The 16,806-nt window shown below is 70.2% G+C and carries 15 protein-coding genes and 1 tRNA gene; 13 read left to right on the forward strand and 3 right to left on the reverse strand.

Going from position 1 to position 16,806, the window contains the following annotated elements:
• Positions 1-33 precede the first annotated feature (33 nt).
• Genes BLQ39_RS07440 through BLQ39_RS07450 form a run of 3 tightly spaced genes read left to right on the forward strand, consistent with a single transcriptional unit; the run spans position 34 to position 1,104 of the window.
• Positions 34-297 carry a DUF4244 domain-containing protein gene (locus BLQ39_RS07440; RefSeq protein WP_241986966.1) on the forward strand — a complete coding sequence of 88 codons (264 nt, stop codon included), beginning with the start codon at positions 34-36 and terminating at the stop codon, positions 295-297.
• Entirely contained in the window at positions 278-652 is a 375-nt protein-coding gene (locus tag BLQ39_RS07445; RefSeq protein ID WP_092322943.1) for a TadE family type IV pilus minor pilin, read from the forward strand. Before BLQ39_RS07440 ends, BLQ39_RS07445 begins: the two co-directional genes overlap by 20 nt.
• A gap of 41 nt (positions 653-693) precedes the next feature.
• A complete protein-coding gene (locus BLQ39_RS07450) occupies positions 694-1,104 on the forward strand; it encodes an Rv3654c family TadE-like protein (protein ID WP_241986967.1) in 411 nt (136 codons plus the stop codon).
• Positions 1,105-1,246: 142 nt separating this feature from the next.
• Here the strand turns inward: BLQ39_RS07450 and BLQ39_RS07455 are convergent, their stop codons facing one another.
• Positions 1,247-1,489, reverse strand: a complete 243-nt coding sequence (locus BLQ39_RS07455; RefSeq protein WP_092322945.1) for a hypothetical protein — start codon at positions 1,487-1,489, stop codon at positions 1,247-1,249.
• A 166-nt stretch (positions 1,490-1,655) separates the two neighbouring features.
• On the opposite strand from BLQ39_RS07455, the gene topA reads away from it, so the two are divergent.
• Together topA and tmk are read left to right on the forward strand one after the other, a co-directional pair.
• A complete protein-coding gene (gene topA, locus BLQ39_RS07460) occupies positions 1,656-4,616 on the forward strand; it encodes a type I DNA topoisomerase (protein ID WP_092322948.1) in 2,961 nt (986 codons plus the stop codon).
• Positions 4,613-5,230, forward strand: coding sequence for a dTMP kinase (tmk, locus tag BLQ39_RS07465; RefSeq protein WP_092322949.1), 618 nt, complete (start codon positions 4,613-4,615; stop codon positions 5,228-5,230). Before topA ends, tmk begins: the two co-directional genes overlap by 4 nt.
• Positions 5,231-5,431: 201 nt before the next feature.
• Here the strand turns inward: tmk and BLQ39_RS15830 are convergent, their stop codons facing one another.
• Both BLQ39_RS15830 and BLQ39_RS07475 read right to left on the reverse strand, forming a co-directional pair.
• On the reverse strand, positions 5,432-5,911 hold the full coding sequence (locus BLQ39_RS15830) for a hypothetical protein (protein ID WP_092322951.1): 480 nt from the start codon (positions 5,909-5,911) through the stop codon (positions 5,432-5,434).
• Between the two features lie 124 nt (positions 5,912-6,035).
• A complete protein-coding gene (locus BLQ39_RS07475; protein ID WP_135109389.1) occupies positions 6,036-7,262 on the reverse strand; it encodes a phosphotransferase family protein in 1,227 nt (408 codons plus the stop codon).
• Between the two features lie 238 nt (positions 7,263-7,500).
• Between BLQ39_RS07475 and BLQ39_RS07480 the strand changes: the two genes are divergently transcribed.
• The 8 genes from BLQ39_RS07480 (at position 7,501) to BLQ39_RS07515 (ending at position 16,791) form a co-directional block, all read left to right on the forward strand.
• Positions 7,501-8,709 carry a DNA polymerase III subunit delta' gene (locus tag BLQ39_RS07480; RefSeq protein ID WP_092322954.1) on the forward strand — a complete coding sequence of 403 codons (1,209 nt, stop codon included), beginning with the start codon at positions 7,501-7,503 and terminating at the stop codon, positions 8,707-8,709.
• Between the two features lie 34 nt (positions 8,710-8,743).
• Positions 8,744-10,291, forward strand: a complete 1,548-nt coding sequence (locus BLQ39_RS07485; RefSeq protein WP_092322955.1) for an alpha/beta hydrolase — start codon at positions 8,744-8,746, stop codon at positions 10,289-10,291.
• A gap of 91 nt (positions 10,292-10,382) precedes the next feature.
• Positions 10,383-11,018: a TetR family transcriptional regulator gene (locus BLQ39_RS15835; protein WP_092322957.1), complete on the forward strand. Its 636-nt coding sequence runs from the start codon at positions 10,383-10,385 to the stop codon at positions 11,016-11,018.
• A 50-nt stretch (positions 11,019-11,068) separates the two neighbouring features.
• Positions 11,069-11,144 (forward strand) — tRNA-Thr (locus tag BLQ39_RS07495).
• Positions 11,145-11,245: 101 nt separating this feature from the next.
• The gene (locus BLQ39_RS07500; protein WP_092322958.1) at positions 11,246-12,229 is read left to right on the forward strand and encodes a Gfo/Idh/MocA family protein; all 984 of its coding nucleotides are present in this window, start codon (positions 11,246-11,248) and stop codon (positions 12,227-12,229) included.
• A 143-nt stretch (positions 12,230-12,372) separates the two neighbouring features.
• On the forward strand, positions 12,373-14,655 hold the full coding sequence (locus tag BLQ39_RS07505) for a putative bifunctional diguanylate cyclase/phosphodiesterase (protein WP_134575247.1): 2,283 nt from the start codon (positions 12,373-12,375) through the stop codon (positions 14,653-14,655).
• Between the two features lie 77 nt (positions 14,656-14,732).
• Positions 14,733-16,184 carry a D-alanyl-D-alanine carboxypeptidase/D-alanyl-D-alanine-endopeptidase gene (locus tag BLQ39_RS07510; protein ID WP_241986968.1) on the forward strand — a complete coding sequence of 484 codons (1,452 nt, stop codon included), beginning with the start codon at positions 14,733-14,735 and terminating at the stop codon, positions 16,182-16,184.
• Positions 16,185-16,200: 16 nt separating this feature from the next.
• The gene (locus BLQ39_RS07515) at positions 16,201-16,791 is read left to right on the forward strand and encodes an isochorismatase family protein (RefSeq protein ID WP_092322961.1); all 591 of its coding nucleotides are present in this window, start codon (positions 16,201-16,203) and stop codon (positions 16,789-16,791) included.
• Positions 16,792-16,806: the final 15 nt, after the last annotated feature.

The raw sequence follows: 16,806 nt of genomic DNA on the forward strand, positions 1-16,806 counted from the left end.
TCCGCGTCGCAGGACGCGAAAGGAGACGAACAGATGCAGAAGGAACTCTCGCCCACGGCGGCCACGGCCACGCCGACCACGGCCATGCCGGCCACCGCCACGCCCACGCGGCGGCCGCGGAGCCCGGCCCGGGCGCTGCGGCGGCTGCGCGAGGACGCGGGGGCGGCCACCGCGGAATACCTGGTGGCCACGATGGCGGCGGTCGGGTTCGCCGGCCTGCTGATCGTGATCCTCCGAGGAAACGAGGTGCGCGGGATCCTCACCGAGCTGGTGCGCAATGCGCTCAGCGTGGGGTAGCGGGCACGGCCGGGACGACGGCACCGTGACCGCGGAGTTCGCCGTCGTGCTGCCGGCCGTGCTCCTTGTGCTGGCCTGCTGCCTGGGCGCGGTGCAGGTGGTCGGTCAGCAGGTGCGACTGACGGATGCCGCCGGCGACGCGGCCCGGTTGCTCGCCCGCGGCGAATCCGCCGAGCGGGCGGCGTCCCTCGTGCACCGCTCGGTGGGTGGGGCCCGGCTCGCCACGGAACGCCGCGGCGAATTCGTCTGCGCGCGCCTCAGCGCACCGGCCGCGTTCGGCCCCTACGCGACCTTCGGTCTGACGGTGGCCGCCCGGTCGTGCGCGCTGGGCGGCGCCGTGGTCCCCGGCCCGTGACCGTGCGTCCCCTGGCCCGGCGTCCGGTGACTGTGCGTCCCGTGACCGTGCGTCCCGTGACCGTGCGTCCCGTGACCGTGCGTCCCCTGGCCCGGCGTCCCGCGACCCGGCGTCCCGTGCGTGGCTCCGAGCGGGGCGCCGGCGGGGTGCTCGCGGTCGCGCTGATCGGAGCGACCCTGACGGTGACCTTACTCGGTGTGCCGCTGCTGGCCCTGCTCGCCGTCGGCCAGTCGGTGCAGAACGCGGCCGACGCCGCGGCGCTCGCCGCGGCCGACACCGCTTCGGGCGCCGTGGCGGGCTTCCCGTGCACGGCCGCGGCCGAGGCCGCCGCCCTCAACGGGGCATCCGTGGTCACGTGCACGCTTGACGGCCTGATCTCATCAGTGACCGTCGCCCGCACTGTCGCCGGCTTCGCCCTCACGTCATCCGCCCGTGCCGGCCCGCCCGCGTAACCCTCCCCGCGACCCTCCCCGCGAAACCGCAGTTGTGCGCGCTAAAGCGCGGTTATAACGAGCACAACTGCGGTTTCGCGGGAGGGGAAGGGAGGGGAAGGGGGAGGAAGAGGGGAAGGGGGAGAGGACGGGGGAAGGGGGATCAGTCGAAGAGCGCCTCGAGGTAGCGGTAGTCGACCGCGGTCGGGCGGTCCGGATGATCGGACGACCCGAACTCGAGTCCGGAGCCCCGCGAATACAGGTAGCGCTTGGCCCCGGAGTCGGCCGGGATTTCCAGACGCGGCTGCGGGTCACCTGATTCAAGAAACGGTGTCGTGATGGTCTTGCCTTCGAGGGGGCCGTCCGTGAGCTTCGCGGTGTACGTGCCCGTTGATCCTGTAGCCATGCCTCCATTGTCCTCACGCGAGGGTAACTGGCAAGCCCCCAGAGCAAGGCTCGCGGGCAAACGGCCCAAAAACCTGAGTGACGCTCGATTAGGCGGGGACTCTATTCCTATGTGTATGGTGTGCCTTGGCCCAACAACGCGGGTCGCCACATATAAGAGGAGTCTGGTGCCAGGCACTAAGAAGCTGGTCATTGTCGAGTCACCGACCAAGATGAAGTCGATCGCCGCCTACCTGGGCGACGGCTACGAGGTCCTGTCCTCGGTTGGTCACATTCGGGACCTGGTCGAACCGAAGAATCTTCCGCCGGAGCTGAAAAAGGGCTCCCTCGGCAAGTTCTCCGTCGATGTGGAGAACGGTTTCGAACCGTACTACGTCGTGTCCGACGCCAAGAAGAAGACCGTCGCCGACCTCAAGCGCGCGATGAAGAACGCCGACGAGCTCCTGCTTGCAACTGATGAGGACCGCGAAGGCGAGGCCATCGCCTGGCACCTTCTGCAGGTGCTCCAGCCCAAGGTGCCGGTCAAGCGCATGGTGTTCCACGAGATCACGAAGGATGCCATCCTCGAGGCGGTCGACAACACCCGCGAACTCGACACCGCCCTCGTCGACGCGCAGGAAACCCGGCGCATCCTGGACCGCCTCTACGGTTACGAAATCTCGCCCGTGCTCTGGCGCAAGGTCGGCCCCGGCCTCTCCGCCGGCCGCGTGCAGTCCGCCGCGACCCGACTCGTCGTCGAGCGCGAACGCGAACGGCTGGCCTTCGTGTCGGCGTCCTACTGGGACCTGCTCGCCCGCCTCGCGGCGTCGGCGGCATCCACCGAACAGGGCTTCGACGCGAAACTCGTGCGCCTGAACGGCGAGCGCATCGCCACCGGCAGCGACTTCGACGACTCCGGCAAGCTCAAACCCACCGTGAAGGCGGCCACGCTCGACGAGGCATCCGCCCTCGCCCTCGTCGACGCCCTCAAGGACCCGGCCGTCGACCTCACCGTGACGAAGGTCGCCTCCAAGCCGTACCGCCGCAGCCCGGCCGCGCCGTTCACGACGTCGACCCTGCAGCAGGAAGCGGCGCGCAAGCTGCGCTTCACCGCCCGCCAGACCATGAGCGTCGCCCAGTCGCTCTACGAAAACGGGTACATCACCTATATGCGTACCGACTCGCCGTCGCTGTCGCAGCAGGCGATCACGGCCGCACGCACCCAGGCGGCCGCGCTGTACGGCCCCGAAACCGTGCCGGACAAGCCCCGCCTCTACAAGGGCAAGAGCAAGAGCGCGCAGGAGGCGCACGAGGCGATCCGCCCCTCCGGCGACACGTTCCGCACTCCGGCATCGCTGGCCTCGACCCTCCGCGGCAGCGACTTCAAGCTGTACGAGCTGATCTGGAAGCGCACCGTCGCATCCCAGATGGCGGATGCCACCGGCTCGACCGCGTCGGTCACCATCTCCGCCGGCCCGACCGGTTCGTCGGCGCACCCCGCGGCATCCGGCGCCGTGGCCGAGTTCGCGGCCAGCGGCACCGTGATCACCTTCCGCGGCTTCATGCTCGCCTACGAGGAATCCGTCGACGAGGAGCGCAACGCCTCGACCGACCCGACCGAGTCCAAGCTGCCGCCGCTCGCCGAGGGTCAGGTTCTCGCCCTGATCGAGGTCGAGGCCAAGGGGCACGAAACCACCCCCGCCGCCCGCTACACCGAGGCGAGCCTGGTCAAGAAGCTCGAAGAGCTCGGCATCGGGCGTCCGTCCACCTACGCATCGATCATCTCCACGATCACCGAGCGCGGTTATGTCACCCCGCGCGGCCAGTCGCTCATCCCGAACTGGATCGCCTTCTCCGTCGTGCGCCTGCTCGAGGACTACTTCGGCGACCTGGTCGAATACGACTTCACCGCCGAAATGGAAGACGACCTCGACCGCATCGCCGGCGGCACGGCCGACCGGGTGGACTGGCTGACCAGCTTCTACTTCGGCTCCGACAAGCACCGAGGCCTTCGCCAGGTCATCGACAACCTCGGCGAGATCGACGCGAAGAGCATCAACTCGCTGCCGATCTCCGACGACATCACCCTGCGCATCGGCAAGTACGGTCCCTACCTCGAGGTCATCGACCCCGACGCCGGTCCGGATGCTCCGCCTCGCCGAGTCAACATCCCGCCGGAACTCGCGCCCGACGAGCTCACCCCGACCAGGGCCCGCGAACTCATGGACGCGCCGGTCATCACCGACCGCGTGATCGGTGTGAACCCGGAGAACGGCAAGACCATCGTCGCCAAGGACGGCCGGTTCGGCCCGTACGTCACCGAGCTCGAGCCCGAGCCCGAGGCCCCGGCCGCCCCGCCGGTCGAGACCCCCACCGAGACCGTCGACGCCTCCACGGGCGAAGTCACCGCGGCCAAGCCCAAAAAGAAGGCGCCGGCCAGGAAGAAGGTCGCGGCGGTCAAGCCGCGCACGGCATCCCTGTTCAAGTCGATGGACATCGCCAACGTCGACCTCGAGACGGCGTTGCGCCTGCTCGACCTGCCGCGCGTGGTCGGCATCGACCCCGAATCCGGCGCCGAGATCACCGCGCAGAACGGCCGCTTCGGCGCCTACCTGAAGAAGGGCGTCGACACCCGCTCGCTGCCCGGAGGCGAGGACCAGATCTTCGAGATCGACCTGGCCGGTGCGCTGGAGCTCTACGCCCAGCCCAAGTACGGCGAACGCCGCGCGTCGAGTGCGCTCAAGGAGTTCGAGACGCCCGACCCGGACAGCGGCAAGGCGATCAAGATCAAGGACGGCCGCTTCGGCGCCTACGTCACCGACGGCACCACCAACGCGACGATCCCGAAGTCCGAGACCGTCGAGGACGTCGACTTCGACCGGGCGGTGCAGCTGCTGGCCGACAAGCGGGCCAAGGGACCGGCCGTGAAGAAGACGGCTGCGAAGAAGGCTCCCGCCAAGAAGCCTGCGGCCAGGAAGGCTCCCGCCAAGAAGGCCGCGGCCAGGAAGCCGACCCCGTCGGGTGCGACCACGACCGTGCGTAAGGCGGCAGTCCGCACCCCGGCCCAGAAGGCGGCGACCGCAGCCAAGGCCGCGGCGACCCGCGCGGCCACCGCGGCGGCGAAGGCGGCGGCGACGCCGAAGTCGTGACCGGGTTGTTCATCACGCTCGAGGGCGGCGACGGGTCTGGGAAGTCGACCCAGGCCCGGCTGCTCACCGAGTGGCTCGAAGGGCAGGGCCGCAGCGTCCTCCGCACCCGCGAACCCGGCGGCACGGATGTCGGCGTCGAGATCCGCGAAATCGTGCTGCATCATCGCGGCGAGATCGCCCCGCGCGCCGAGGCCCTCCTCTACGCGGCCGACCGGGCCCACCACATCGCGACGAAGGTGCGGCCCGCGCTGGTGCGCGGCGAAACCGTGATCCAGGACCGCTACCTCGACTCATCCGTCGCCTACCAGGGCGCCGGGCGCGTGCTCGAGCGGGGCGAGGTGCGCGACCTGTCGCTCTGGGCGGCCGAGGGGCTGCTGCCCGACCTCACCATCCTGCTCGACCTCGACGAGACCGTCGCGCGCGGACGCCTCGACGCGGACAACAAGCGCTTCGACCGCCTTGAGGCGGAGAAGAACGAGTTCCACGCCCGTGTGCGCTCCGCGTTCCTCGACCTGGCCGCGGCCGAACCGGCCCGCTTCCTGGTCGTGGATGCCGCGGCCCCCGTCGACACGATCGCGGAGGCCATCCGCGCCAGGGTCGCGACGCTGCTCTAGCGGCCGTCGAAACCCGTTGGGTCTGTCCATGCGCACCCAACCACCGGCCCAGTTGCGGAGAATGTACCTTCATTTCGCGCGGGAAGGTGCTTTCTCCGCAAGTCAATGCTGCGGGCGTCGCTGTGGCCACGCCTTCCCCTGCCAGCCCCTCGGGCACAAAAAACGTGCCCGGGCTGATGCCCGGGCACGTCAGGGTGGTGACTAGTCGACCGAGGCCGCGCTCGGTGCGGACTGGGCGCTCGGCGCCGACGGGGCGCTCGGGGCGCTGGCGACCGACGGTGCGCTGACGACTGAGGGTGCTGCGACCGAGGGGGCGCTGGCGACCGACGGCACATCCACGACGGCCGGTGCTTCGGCCGGTGCGACGACGGAGGGGACGCTGACGACCGAGGAGGCGTCCGCGACGCTTGGCGCGCTGGCGACCGCGGGGGCGTCCACGGCGGCCGGGACGTCCGCCACGACCGGTGCATCCTCCACGGCCAGGGCGTCCTCGACGGCCGTCGTCACTGCGGCATCGTCGACGACGTCGCTCGACACGGGGGTGACGGCTTCGACGCCGATGGATTCTTCGACGCTGTCGTTGATTCCGAATGCATTGGCAGCGGAGACCGCGCCACCTGCGATGAGCCCGAGCCCGAGTGCCGAGCCGGCCCCCATCGCAATCCACTTCTTCGTGTTCATGACTCTCCCCGAGTTTCTTGTTTGTCTGGTCTGTCGGGGGAGGCGGAGCGCCTCGACCCGAGGGGCTTCAGCCTCGCAGCCGCGGATGAGAAGAATCAGGGCCTGTGGATGAGAGGGCTCTCATCTAGACAGATCTGTCTTGAGCCCCGGCGACCAGCGCCCCGGCGACCAGGGACTCGGCGGCCGCAAGGAGCTCGGCCCCGTGGGCCCCCGAGGTGAGGATGTGCCCCAGCAGGTGCGTCGCGGCGATTGGCCGTGCCCGCAGGGCGAACCCGGCGTCGGCTCGGCCGCTCCAGCGATCCCGGGCGCGCTCAGCGAGAAACAGGCATTTTTCGGCCGTGTCGTCGTCGCCGCGGCTGCGGTGGTGCTGCGCGGTGACGACGAGATGGGCGTAGAACGCCGCCGCGTCATCCGCCGGGTCGCCGAGGCCGGCGGTATCGATGTCGAGCACGCCGGTGATGCGTGACGGATGCTGCGGGTCGACGAAGACCTGGCCGACGTGGAGGTCGCCGTGGATCGTCACGGGTGTCGCGGCCCCCGCGCGCTCGCGCACCCGGGCGATGGCCTCGCCGATGCGCGTGATCGAAGCGGTGTGCTCCGGGAGGAGCGCCAGGAGCCGGTCGAGGTACCAGGGCAGGCGTTCGGCGAGGGACTTGCGCGCCGCGCCGGCGCTCGGGATCGCGCCGATGCGGGCGGTGAGGTCGTCGATCGCGTCGAGGAACGCTCCCGGCTGCAGGTCGGCGATGAGCTGGCTGGCTTCGGTGCCGGCCAGGGGCGCGAAGGCGATGAATCCGTCGGCGCTCCAGCCCAGGCTCCGCGGGACAGGGACTCCCTCGAGCCGCCACAGGCTGTAGCGGGCGTGCAGGTCCTCGGCGACGGCCGGGCGCACGACCTTGAGGAACACAGTGAATTCCGGCGCCTCCACGCGCACGACCGCGCGCTTGCCCGGCCGGTAGGCCACGACGGTGAGCGTGACTGCGCTGGGGTCCAGGCCAAGCCGGCGGAGGAGGGTCGTCGCCGCCTCGGGGAAGACGGCGGCGGGCAGCGCCGGCAGCTCCGGGTCGCGCGGATAGAGCCAGACCGCGATGCGTTCGCCCGACTCCTCGTCGCGGAAGGTGAGCACCCCCTCGCGCTCGCGCTTCGTCGGGTTCGTTTCGAGATAGACGATGTGCGTCTCGCGGGCGCCGGCATTCGAGCAGAGTTCCAGCTCGTGCCCGGATGCGAACCCGCGGGTGGTGTTCTCGAGCGTGAGCTGCCGGGAGGCGACCAGGGTCATCCCGACCGATTCGGCGACCGCCTCGAGGATGCCGCGGGTCGCCTCGTCCGGCTCTGTCCGGTCAGGTGTCGTCAATGGCTGCTCCCGCATACATTCAGTGTCGGCCCAGGGGGCGAGCCCGGGCGGAGCCGGGCGTGAGAAGTTTCTCATGCCCGCCGCCTGCTCCAGGCCCACTGCCGCCCTCTCGCGGGGCCGCGCAGTGGCTGAGTTGCGGACAAAGCACCTTCGTTCACAAATTGAAGGTACTTTGTCCGCAACTCAACCCGAGACGTCTTCGCGGGGGAGTGTCGCAGGGGGACGGTAGCCTAGATAAATGGCATTGTGGGACGAGCTCACGGGACAGGCCGATGCGATCGCCATCTTCCGGGCCGCTGCCGCGCGCTCGGGGGGCTCGACAGGCTCGACCAGCGGGGGCTCGACCAGCGGGGGCTCGACCGGCCGGGCCACCGGCGGGGAGTCGGCGTCGATGACGCACTCCTGGCTGATCACCGGCCCTCCCGGCTCCGGGCGCTCCAACCTCGCGTACGCCTTCGCCGCGGCCCTGCTCAGCCGGAGCGCCGACGACGAAGAGGCCACCGAGCGCCAGGTCGCCGCGCGCACCCACCCCGACCTCACCGTGCTCACCACCGAGGGCGTCATCATCAAGATGGACAGCGTCAAGGAGGTCGTGGCGCGGTCGCAGTACTCGCCGTCCGTCGGCCGCTACCGGGTGATCGTCGTCGAAGACGCCGACCGGATGGTCGAACGCACCTCGAACGTGCTGCTCAAGGCCCTCGAGGAGCCGCCGGAGCGCACCGTCTGGATCCTCTGTGCCCCGAGCGAGGCCGACCTGCTGCCCACCATCCGCTCGCGCGTGCGCACCGTGCGTCTCCGGGTGCCCAGCGTCGAAGACGTCGCGGCACTGCTGATCGCGCGCGACGGCGTCGACCCAGCGATCGCCGAGCGCGCCGCGCGGGAAGCCCAGAGCCATATCGGCATGGCCCACCGGCTGGCCACCAACTCGGAGGCGCGGGCCCGGCGCGAGGAAACGCTCCGCACGGCCCTCGGCATCCGCGGGGTCTCCACGGCCGTCAATGCGGCCTCCCGCCTGCTGGCGATTGCGGGCGACGACGCGAAGGCGATCACCGAAGAGCGCGACGCCGAGGAGCGCGAGGGCGTGCTGCGCTCCCTCGGCGTGGAGCCCGGCCAGTCCGTGCCGCCGGCCCTGCGCAGCCAGCTGAAGGCGCTCGAAGACGACCAGAAACGCCGGGCGACGCGCAGCCTGCGTGACGGGATCGACCGCATCCTCGTCGATCTGACCTCGCTCTACCGCGACGTGCTCATGGTGCAGCTGGGACGCGAGGCGAGCGTGATCAACCGCGAACTTCTCGCCGAGCTGCGCTCGGGCGGCGCATCCAGCACTCAGGCAGCAACGTTGGAGACAATGGATGCGATCGCGCTTGCGCGGCAGAGAATTGAATCCAACGTGGCACCGGCGCTCGCCCTCGAGGCGATGCTGGTGAGCGCGATTCGCCGCCGCTGATGCCGGCGGACGCAGCCCAGGAAAGAGGAATCCGTTGACCAGACGAATACGCGTCCGCACGTCACCGGTCGCCGCCGTGGCGGCCGCGCTGGTGCTCACCCTGACCCTCAGCGGGTGTGTGCCCTGGTTCCTCCCGCAGAAATCCCCCGCCACCTCGACGCCGACCGGCGAAAACGTCGAGAACGCACTCGACCCGTTCTACTCGCAGGTGCTGCGCTGGAAGGACTGCGGCGACGGCCTGCAGTGCACGACCGCGACGGCCCCGCTCGACTGGACCGATCCCGCCGCCGGCGACATCGACCTGGCCCTCGTGCGGCACCCTGCCGCCGGGAACAAGCGCGTCGGCTCCCTGCTGGTGAACCCGGGCGGCCCCGGCGGCTCCGGCTACGACTTCGTCAAGGACTCACTCGACTACGCCGCCGACGAGAAACTCCAGGCCGGCTTCGACATCGTCGGCTTCGACCCGCGCGGGGTCGGTCGCTCCTCTGCGGTGACCTGCCTCGAGCCCGCCCAGATGGACGAATACCTCTACGGCCTCACCAGTGCGCCCCGGGGCACGGATGCCTGGATCCAGGAACTCGAGACATCCGCCGCCGATTTCGGCGCGGCCTGTGACACGAACACGGGGGCGCTGCTCGGACACGTCGACACGGAGAGCGCCGCGCGCGACCTCGACCTGCTGCGTGCCGTGCTCGGCGACAAGAAGCTGAACTACCTCGGCTATTCCTACGGCACCTTCCTCGGTGCCAGCTACGCGGAGTTGTACCCCGACAAGGTGGGCCGGCTGGCGCTCGACGGCGCCCTCGACCCGTCGACGAGCAACTTCGACGTGACGCGGGTGCAGGCACAGGGCTTCGAAAGCGCCCTGCGCGCCTACCTCGCCGACTGCCTCGCCGGGTCGGAATGCCCCTTCACCGGCACCGTCGACCAGGCGATGGACACCATCGGCGCCCTCCTCGCGTCGGTCGACGTGAGCCCGATCGCAGCGAAGGACGGCCGCGAACTCGGCTCGAACGCCCTGCTCACCGCGATCATCTACCCCCTCTACCAGGCGACCGCGTGGCAGTACCTGAGCGACATGTTCGAGAGCGTCCTGGCGGGCGAGGCCGACTACGCGTTCCAGTTCGCCGACCAGTACAACGGGCGGAACAAGGACGGCAGCTACGCCGACAACTCCACCGAGGCGTTCACGGCGATCAACTGCATCGACTACGCCTATGACGACGACCCGGCCACGATGCGCGCCCAGGCCGCCGAGATCGAGGCCGCGGCCCCGACCATCGGCCGCTACATGGCCTTTGGCGACATCGGCTGCGCCAACTGGCCGCACGCCTTCACCGGGGAGCGCAGCGAGATCAAGGCAGAGGGGGCCCCGCCCATCCTCGTCATCGGCACCACCAACGACCCGGCGACGCCCTACGTCTGGGCGAAGAACCTCGCCGCCCAGCTCGACAGCGGCCACCTCGTCACCTTCGAGGGCGAAGGCCACACCGCGTACAACAAGTCCAACGACTGCGTGAACGACGCCGTGGACGACTACCTTCTGACCGGGGCGGTGCCCGAGACGGATCCCCGGTGTTGACAGGGGCGTGCTGATGCGGGCGTGCTGATACGGGCATGTTGACGCCATCCCGGCTCTCCCGCGGGCCGCTTCATATGGGAGAATTGACGACATGTCACCCGACACCGAAGAGCCCGGGCTTCGGGAGCGGAAGCGGCTCGCAACCCGGCGGGCCATCCAGCACGCGGTCCTGAGCCTGTCGCTGCAGACCGGCCTCGAAAAGGTCACGGTCGAGGACATCAGCCGCGCCGCGAGCATCTCCCCACGCACCTTCTTCAACTACTTCCCCTCGAAGGATGCCGCACTGCTCGGCGACACCCCCGACCTGGCCTCCGCGGAGGCCATCGAGGCCTTCGTGCACGGCGGGCCGGACGGGGACATCCTCGGCCAGGTCGCCGTACTGCTCGCGGAAAGCCTGGAACGCAGTGAAACCGACCGCGAGATCCACCAGCTGCGCCAGGCCGTCATGAAGGACAGCACCTACCTGTTCGGCCTGCGGATGGCGACCCTGCGCGACTTCGAGGCCCGGCTGCTCGACATCGTGACGCGTCGATTCGAGGCCGACCACCCGGAACGGGCTGGAACGCCGGGCCTCGCCCAGCGCGCCCTGCTCTTCAGCCTGGTCGCGGTGGCCGCCATGCGGCACGCCTGGCGGCGCTGGGCCGAGGAGGACAGCGCAACCTCCCTGTCCGACTCCCTGGCGGCTTCATTCTCCGAGCTGTACAACTTCACTCGCCCGACCGGCTAAGCTTGGATGCTGTGTCACCGAGTCTCCCTGCGGGGAGCATCGGCAGTCACGCCGCCTTAGCTCAGTCGGTAGAGCGATTCACTCGTAATGAATAGGTCATCAGTTCGATTCTGATAGGCGGCCCCACGGTGTGCCGCATGCTGACTTGCGGACAAAGTACCTTCACCTTCGCGACGAAGGTACTTTCTCCGCAACTCAGCCTGTTCCCGTCGGCCTAGGCTTGCAGCATGACCGACACTCTTCGCTGGGGCATCCTGGCCACGGGCGGAATCGCCCACCTGTTCACCGCCGACCTCGTGCTGCACGGTTTCCAGGTTCAGGCCGTGGGCTCCCGCACCCAGCAATCCGCCGACACCTTCGCGGCCAGGTTCGGGATCCCGACCGCTCACGGCAGCTACGAAGCGCTGGTCGCCGATCCGGATGTCGACATCATCTACGTCTCGACCCCGCATCCGTTCCACGCCGAGAACGCCGCGCTCGCGCTCAAGGCGGGCAAGCACGTGCTGATCGAGAAGCCCATCGCGATGAACGGCCGCGAGGCGCGCGAGATCGTCGACCTGGCCGCGAGCCTCGGCCTGCTCGTGATGGAAGCCATGTGGACCCGGTTCCTGCCGCACATGGTGCGCGTGCGCGAGATCATCGCTGCCGGCACGCTCGGCGACGTGCACACCCTGATCGCCGACCACACGCAGGACCTCCCCGACGACCCGAAGCACCGCCTGAACGACCTGGCCCTCGGCGGCGGCGCGCTGCTCGACCTGGCGATCTACCCCTTGTCGTTCGCGTCCGACCTGTTCGGGCGCCCCGAGACGATCCTCGCCAGCGCGTCCTTCAAAGAAACCGGAGCCGACGCCCAGGTCGCGACGATCTTCCGCTACCCGGGCGGCCAGATCGCCACGACGCTCTCCGCCAGCGACACCCAGGGGCCGAACACGGCGACCATCCTGGGCACCCAGGGGCGGATCGACATCGACCAGGTCTGGTACTCGCCCACCACCATCCACGTTCGCGGCAGCGACAACGAAATCGTCGAGAGCTTCACCGCCGAGGTCGCCGGCCGAGGCATGCACTTCCAGGCGGCGGAAATGGAGCAGGTCATCGGCGCCGGGAAGACGTCGAGCGACATCCTCCCGACCGAAGAGGTCGTGGCCATCATGGAGACCCTCGACGCCGTGCGCGACCAGATCGGGCTGGCCTACCCCGGCGAGTAATCCGAAGATCCCGGCCGGCGCCGGGCAGGCTGACTGCCGCTCTTGGGGGGCACCCGGACTGGGTTAGCCCCGGAGGCAGGAGGGCTCTGGGCAAGACGCCCCCGCTGAGATACCGTGAAATCGTCCGCTAATCGGGGGGTTTTGTGCAGTCAAGCATGCAGGTCGCCCGGCGCTCCGGCGGCCGCGGCGACCGGTCCGGCGCCTGGCCCCTCTGGGCGCTGTGGGCCGCCCTCGGCCTCTTCACCGTCGGGCTCCTGCTCCCCGGTGCCGAAGCCGGCTCGCCGGCGCAGGTCTGGTTGTCGCTGCTCTGCGACTGGGTTCCGGTGGCCGTGTGCTGGGTTGCCGCGTCCCGGGTCGGATTCCGGAGCCTCCAGGTCATCCTCGCCGCAACCGCGGTCACCGCGTTCGCGCTCGCGGACAGCTATACGGTCGCCGCGACGGCCACCGGGAGCGAACTTCCCTTCCCGTCGGCCGCCGACGCCGGCTACCTGCTCTTCTACGTGTTGATGCTGGCGGCCCTGCTCGCGCTCGTGCGCAGCCAGCTGGGCGGCCTGGCCTCCTCGGTGCTGCTGGACAGCGCGGTCGGCGCCCTCGGCACGGCCGCGGTGCTGGCGGTGCTGCTCAGCCCGATCCTGGATACCGCGGCCGGCGGCTCGCCGTCCGTCGCCACCGTCGTCGGCGTCGCCTACCCGCTGCTGGACCTGGCTTTGGTGGCGGCGGCGGTCGGAGTGGCAGCCGCCCCCGGCCTGCGGCTCGGACGCCGCTGGGTGCTGCTCATCGGCGGGTTCCTGATCTTCGCGGCATCCGATGTCGTCCTGGCACTGATGGGCCGCGGTGCCGGCTACCGGCTGGAAACGATGGTGGATGCCGCCTGGACCCTCGGCCTCGCCCTCGTGGCCACGTGGGTCGACGGCGCGACGCGTCCGGCTGGCGCGGGGAGTCGCGGGCTCAAGGGCGTGTGGGGCCTGTTGGTGCCGGCCGCCGCAACGGCAGCGGCGCTGGGCGTGCTGATCCTGGGTACCCGGCTGCCCGTATCCGCCCTCGCGGTCGCCCTCGCCGGCGGAACCCTGGTCCTGGCGGTGGTTCGCACCCAGCTGGCCTTCCGTCAGCTGGTCAAAATGGCCGACCTGCGTCGGCAGGCGCTGACGGATGACCTGACCGGGCTGCCGAACCGCCGGGCGCTCTACGCGGATGTCCCCGAGCGTCTGGCAGCACGCCAGGACGGACACAGCGCACTGCTGTTGCTGGACCTGGACCGCTTCAAGGAGGTCAACGACAGCCTCGGCCACGACGTCGGCGACCGGCTCCTGGTGCAAGTGGGCGTTCGATTGTCGACGCACCTTCGCGGCCGTGACCTGCTGGCCCGGCTGGGCGGCGACGAATTCGCGGTGTTCCTCGACAACGCGGGCCGGGACCAGGCCGTGGCCGTGGCCGTGAAGCTGCGCGCGGCGCTGGCCGAGTCGTTCACGCTGGAGGGGATCGCGCTGCAGGTCGACGTCAGCATCGGAATCGCCCTGTCTCCCGACCAGGGCGACGACCTCAAGGTGCTCCTGCGCAAGGCCGACATGGCGATGTACAAGGCCAAGGCGGCGCGCAGCGGCCACCATATCTACATGAGCGTCGACAACAGCCACGGCGACGACCGTCTCCGCACCCTGGAGGAGTTGCGCATCGCCCTGCGCGACGACCAGCTCGTGCTGCATTACCAACCCAAAATCGACCTCACCACCGGCACCGTGCACGGGGTGGAAGCCCTCGTCCGTTGGAAGCACCCGGCCCGCGGCCTGCTCTACCCCGAAGCGTTCCTCGTGCTCGTGGAGGAGGCCGGCCTGATGCACTGGATGACCGAGGTGGTGCTCGAAAAGGCGCTGGACCAGGCCGCGGTCTGGGAGGCCGAGGGCCGGCCGATGACGGTCGCCGTCAACCTGTCGGCGAGTTCCCTCGTCGACGCGGACCTGCCGCAGCGCGTGATCGGGATGATCGCGGCCAGGCGACTGCCGGCATCCGCCCTCATGCTCGAAATCACCGAGGAATTCCTGATGGCCGACCGGGAGCGCGCCCGGGCGATCCTGACCGAGTTGAGTGCGGGCGGCATCCGTCTGGCCGTCGACGACTTCGGCACCGGCTACAGCTCCCTGGCCTACCTGCGGGACCTGCCCATAGACGAGCTCAAGCTGGACCGCTCATTCGTCATCCCCATGGCCGATGACCTGCGGGCCGCCGCGCTCGTGTCGTCCACCATCCACCTCGCGCACAGCCTGGGCCTGCGCATGGTGGCCGAGGGCGTCGAAGACGCGGATGCCTACGACGCCCTGGTGCGCCAGGGCTGCGACCACGCCCAGGGTTTCTTCCTCTCCAAGGCCCTCCCCGCCGACGTGCTCGACGAGTGGCTGGAGCACCGCCGGCTGGAATCGCTCCCGGTCTGAGGCCCGTTGCCCCAGAGCCCGTTGTCCGGGCCGGCCGACGCTGGGAATCGGTCAGGCCGGGCGGCTAGCATGCTGGGGTGAACGAACCGGATGCCCCGCTCGACCGCCGCTCGGCCCGCGCCGGTCGGTCGTTCCTCGCCCGGCACCGCGCAGCCGTGCGGGTCGCCGCCGGGGCCGCCCTGTTCGCCCTGCTCGGAGGCGCAATGGTCGCCGTCGGCGCCTCGACCGCCGGCCGGATGCCCGTGGCCGCCGTGAGTCCCACCGCGGCCGTGCCCGCCGCGAGCGCGCAGCCGACGGCCCGTCCCGTCCCGGCCGCCACCACCGTCCCGGGGCGCCTCCGCACCTGCTCGGTGGCCGGCCTCGCCGCTGATCCCCGCCTCGCACACTTCCAGGCGCATGTGGTCAACGCGGACACCGGCGAGGTGCTCTTCGACCGCGGCGGACGCACCGCCTCCCGCACGGCCAGCGTGCTCAAGGTGCTCACGAGCGCCGCCGCGCTCAGTGTGCTCGGACCGGACTACCGGGCCACGACCACCGTCGTCGCCGGCAGCGAACCGGGCCAGGTGGTGCTCGTCGGCGGGGGAGACGTGACGCTGTCCCGCACACCGTCGGGCAACGAATCCGTCTACGCCGGCGCCGCGCACCTCGACGAGCTGGCCCGGCAGACCACCGCGGCATGGACCGCGGCGCACCCCGGCACTCCGATCACCTCGCTCGTGCTCGACGCGTCGCTCTTCGGCGGCCCCGGCTGGCAGCCCGGCTGGGCGCGCACGGAACTGGCGGCCGGCTACATGCCCGAAATCACCGCGCTGCAGGTCGACGGCGACCGCGAGGACCCGTACCGGGGCACCTCGCCGCGCAGCGAGGACCCGATCGGCCGGGCCGGGCAGGCCTTCGCCGACGCCCTCGGCGGCGGAGTGTCGATCAGCCGGGGCACCGCCCCCGCCGGCGCCGCGAAGCTCGCGGCGGTGTCGTCCCAGCCGGTATCCACCCTGGTGAAGCAGTCACTGATCGTCTCGGACAACGCCGTCGCCGAGATGCTCGCCCGGCTCGTCGCGGTGGAATCCGGCGCCGGGAACACGTTCGACGCGCTGCAGCAGGGCATCGTCGGCGGACTCGAGCCCTACGGCATCGACACGACCGGGATCGTGATCACGGACGGCTCCGGCCTGAGCGTGGACAACGCGGTCGCCCCGGCCTACCTGACCCGCCTGTTCGTGAAGGTCCACCGGCGCGAGGGCAGCCTGGGCGTCATCGCCGACGGCCTGCCCGTCGCCGGGCGCACCGGGTCGCTCTCCTACAGCGACCGGTTCGCCGGCGCCAACGCGGCCGCCGACGGGGCCGTCTTCGCGAAGACCGGCTGGATAGACACCGGGTACACGCTGTCGGGCATCATCCACGCCGCCGACGGCACCCCGCTGACCTTCGCCGTATACGCGCTGGGTGATGTGAGCGATAATGCGAAGCAGGCCATCGATACCATTACGACGGGGTTCTTCCGCTGCGGCGACAACCTCTCGAACAACTGAAGCGAAGGAGAAATCCGTGACCAGGGCACTGTTCATCATCGACGTGCAGAACGACTTCACCGAGGGCGGCGCGCTCGCCGTGGCGGGCGGCGGCGCCGTGGCTTCGGCGGTGACCGAACTGCTGGCGGCGCATCCGAACGCCTACGACGTCGTCTTCGCGTCGCGGGACTGGCACGATGCCGACAGCGACAATGCGGGCCACTTCGCCGCGGCGGGCGAGCCCGACTTCAGCACCACCTGGCCGGTGCACTGCGTCGCGGGCACGCCCGGCGCCGACTACCACGCGGCCCTGTTGCTGCCCGAGGAGACCATCCACATCCGCAAGGGCCAGGGCTCCCCGGGGTACTCCATCTTCGACGGCGTCTCCGAGGGCGGGGACAAGACCGGCGAACTGCTGATCGCCAACGGCGTGACGGATGTCGACGTCGTCGGCCTGGCCACCGACTACTGCGTGCGCGCCTCGGTCGTCGACGCGCTCGAGCACGGCCAGCACGTGCGCGTGCTCACCGACCTGGTCGCCGGGGTAACGGCGGAGACGAGCGAGGCGGCCCTGGCCGAAATGGCTCACCTGGGCGCCGCCCTCGCCACGTCTGACGTGGTCGAATAGGTGTCGCTGAGTGAG

This window comes from Cryobacterium psychrotolerans, assembly GCF_900101115.1.
GTDB classification, from domain to species: domain Bacteria; phylum Actinomycetota; class Actinomycetes; order Actinomycetales; family Microbacteriaceae; genus Cryobacterium; species Cryobacterium psychrotolerans.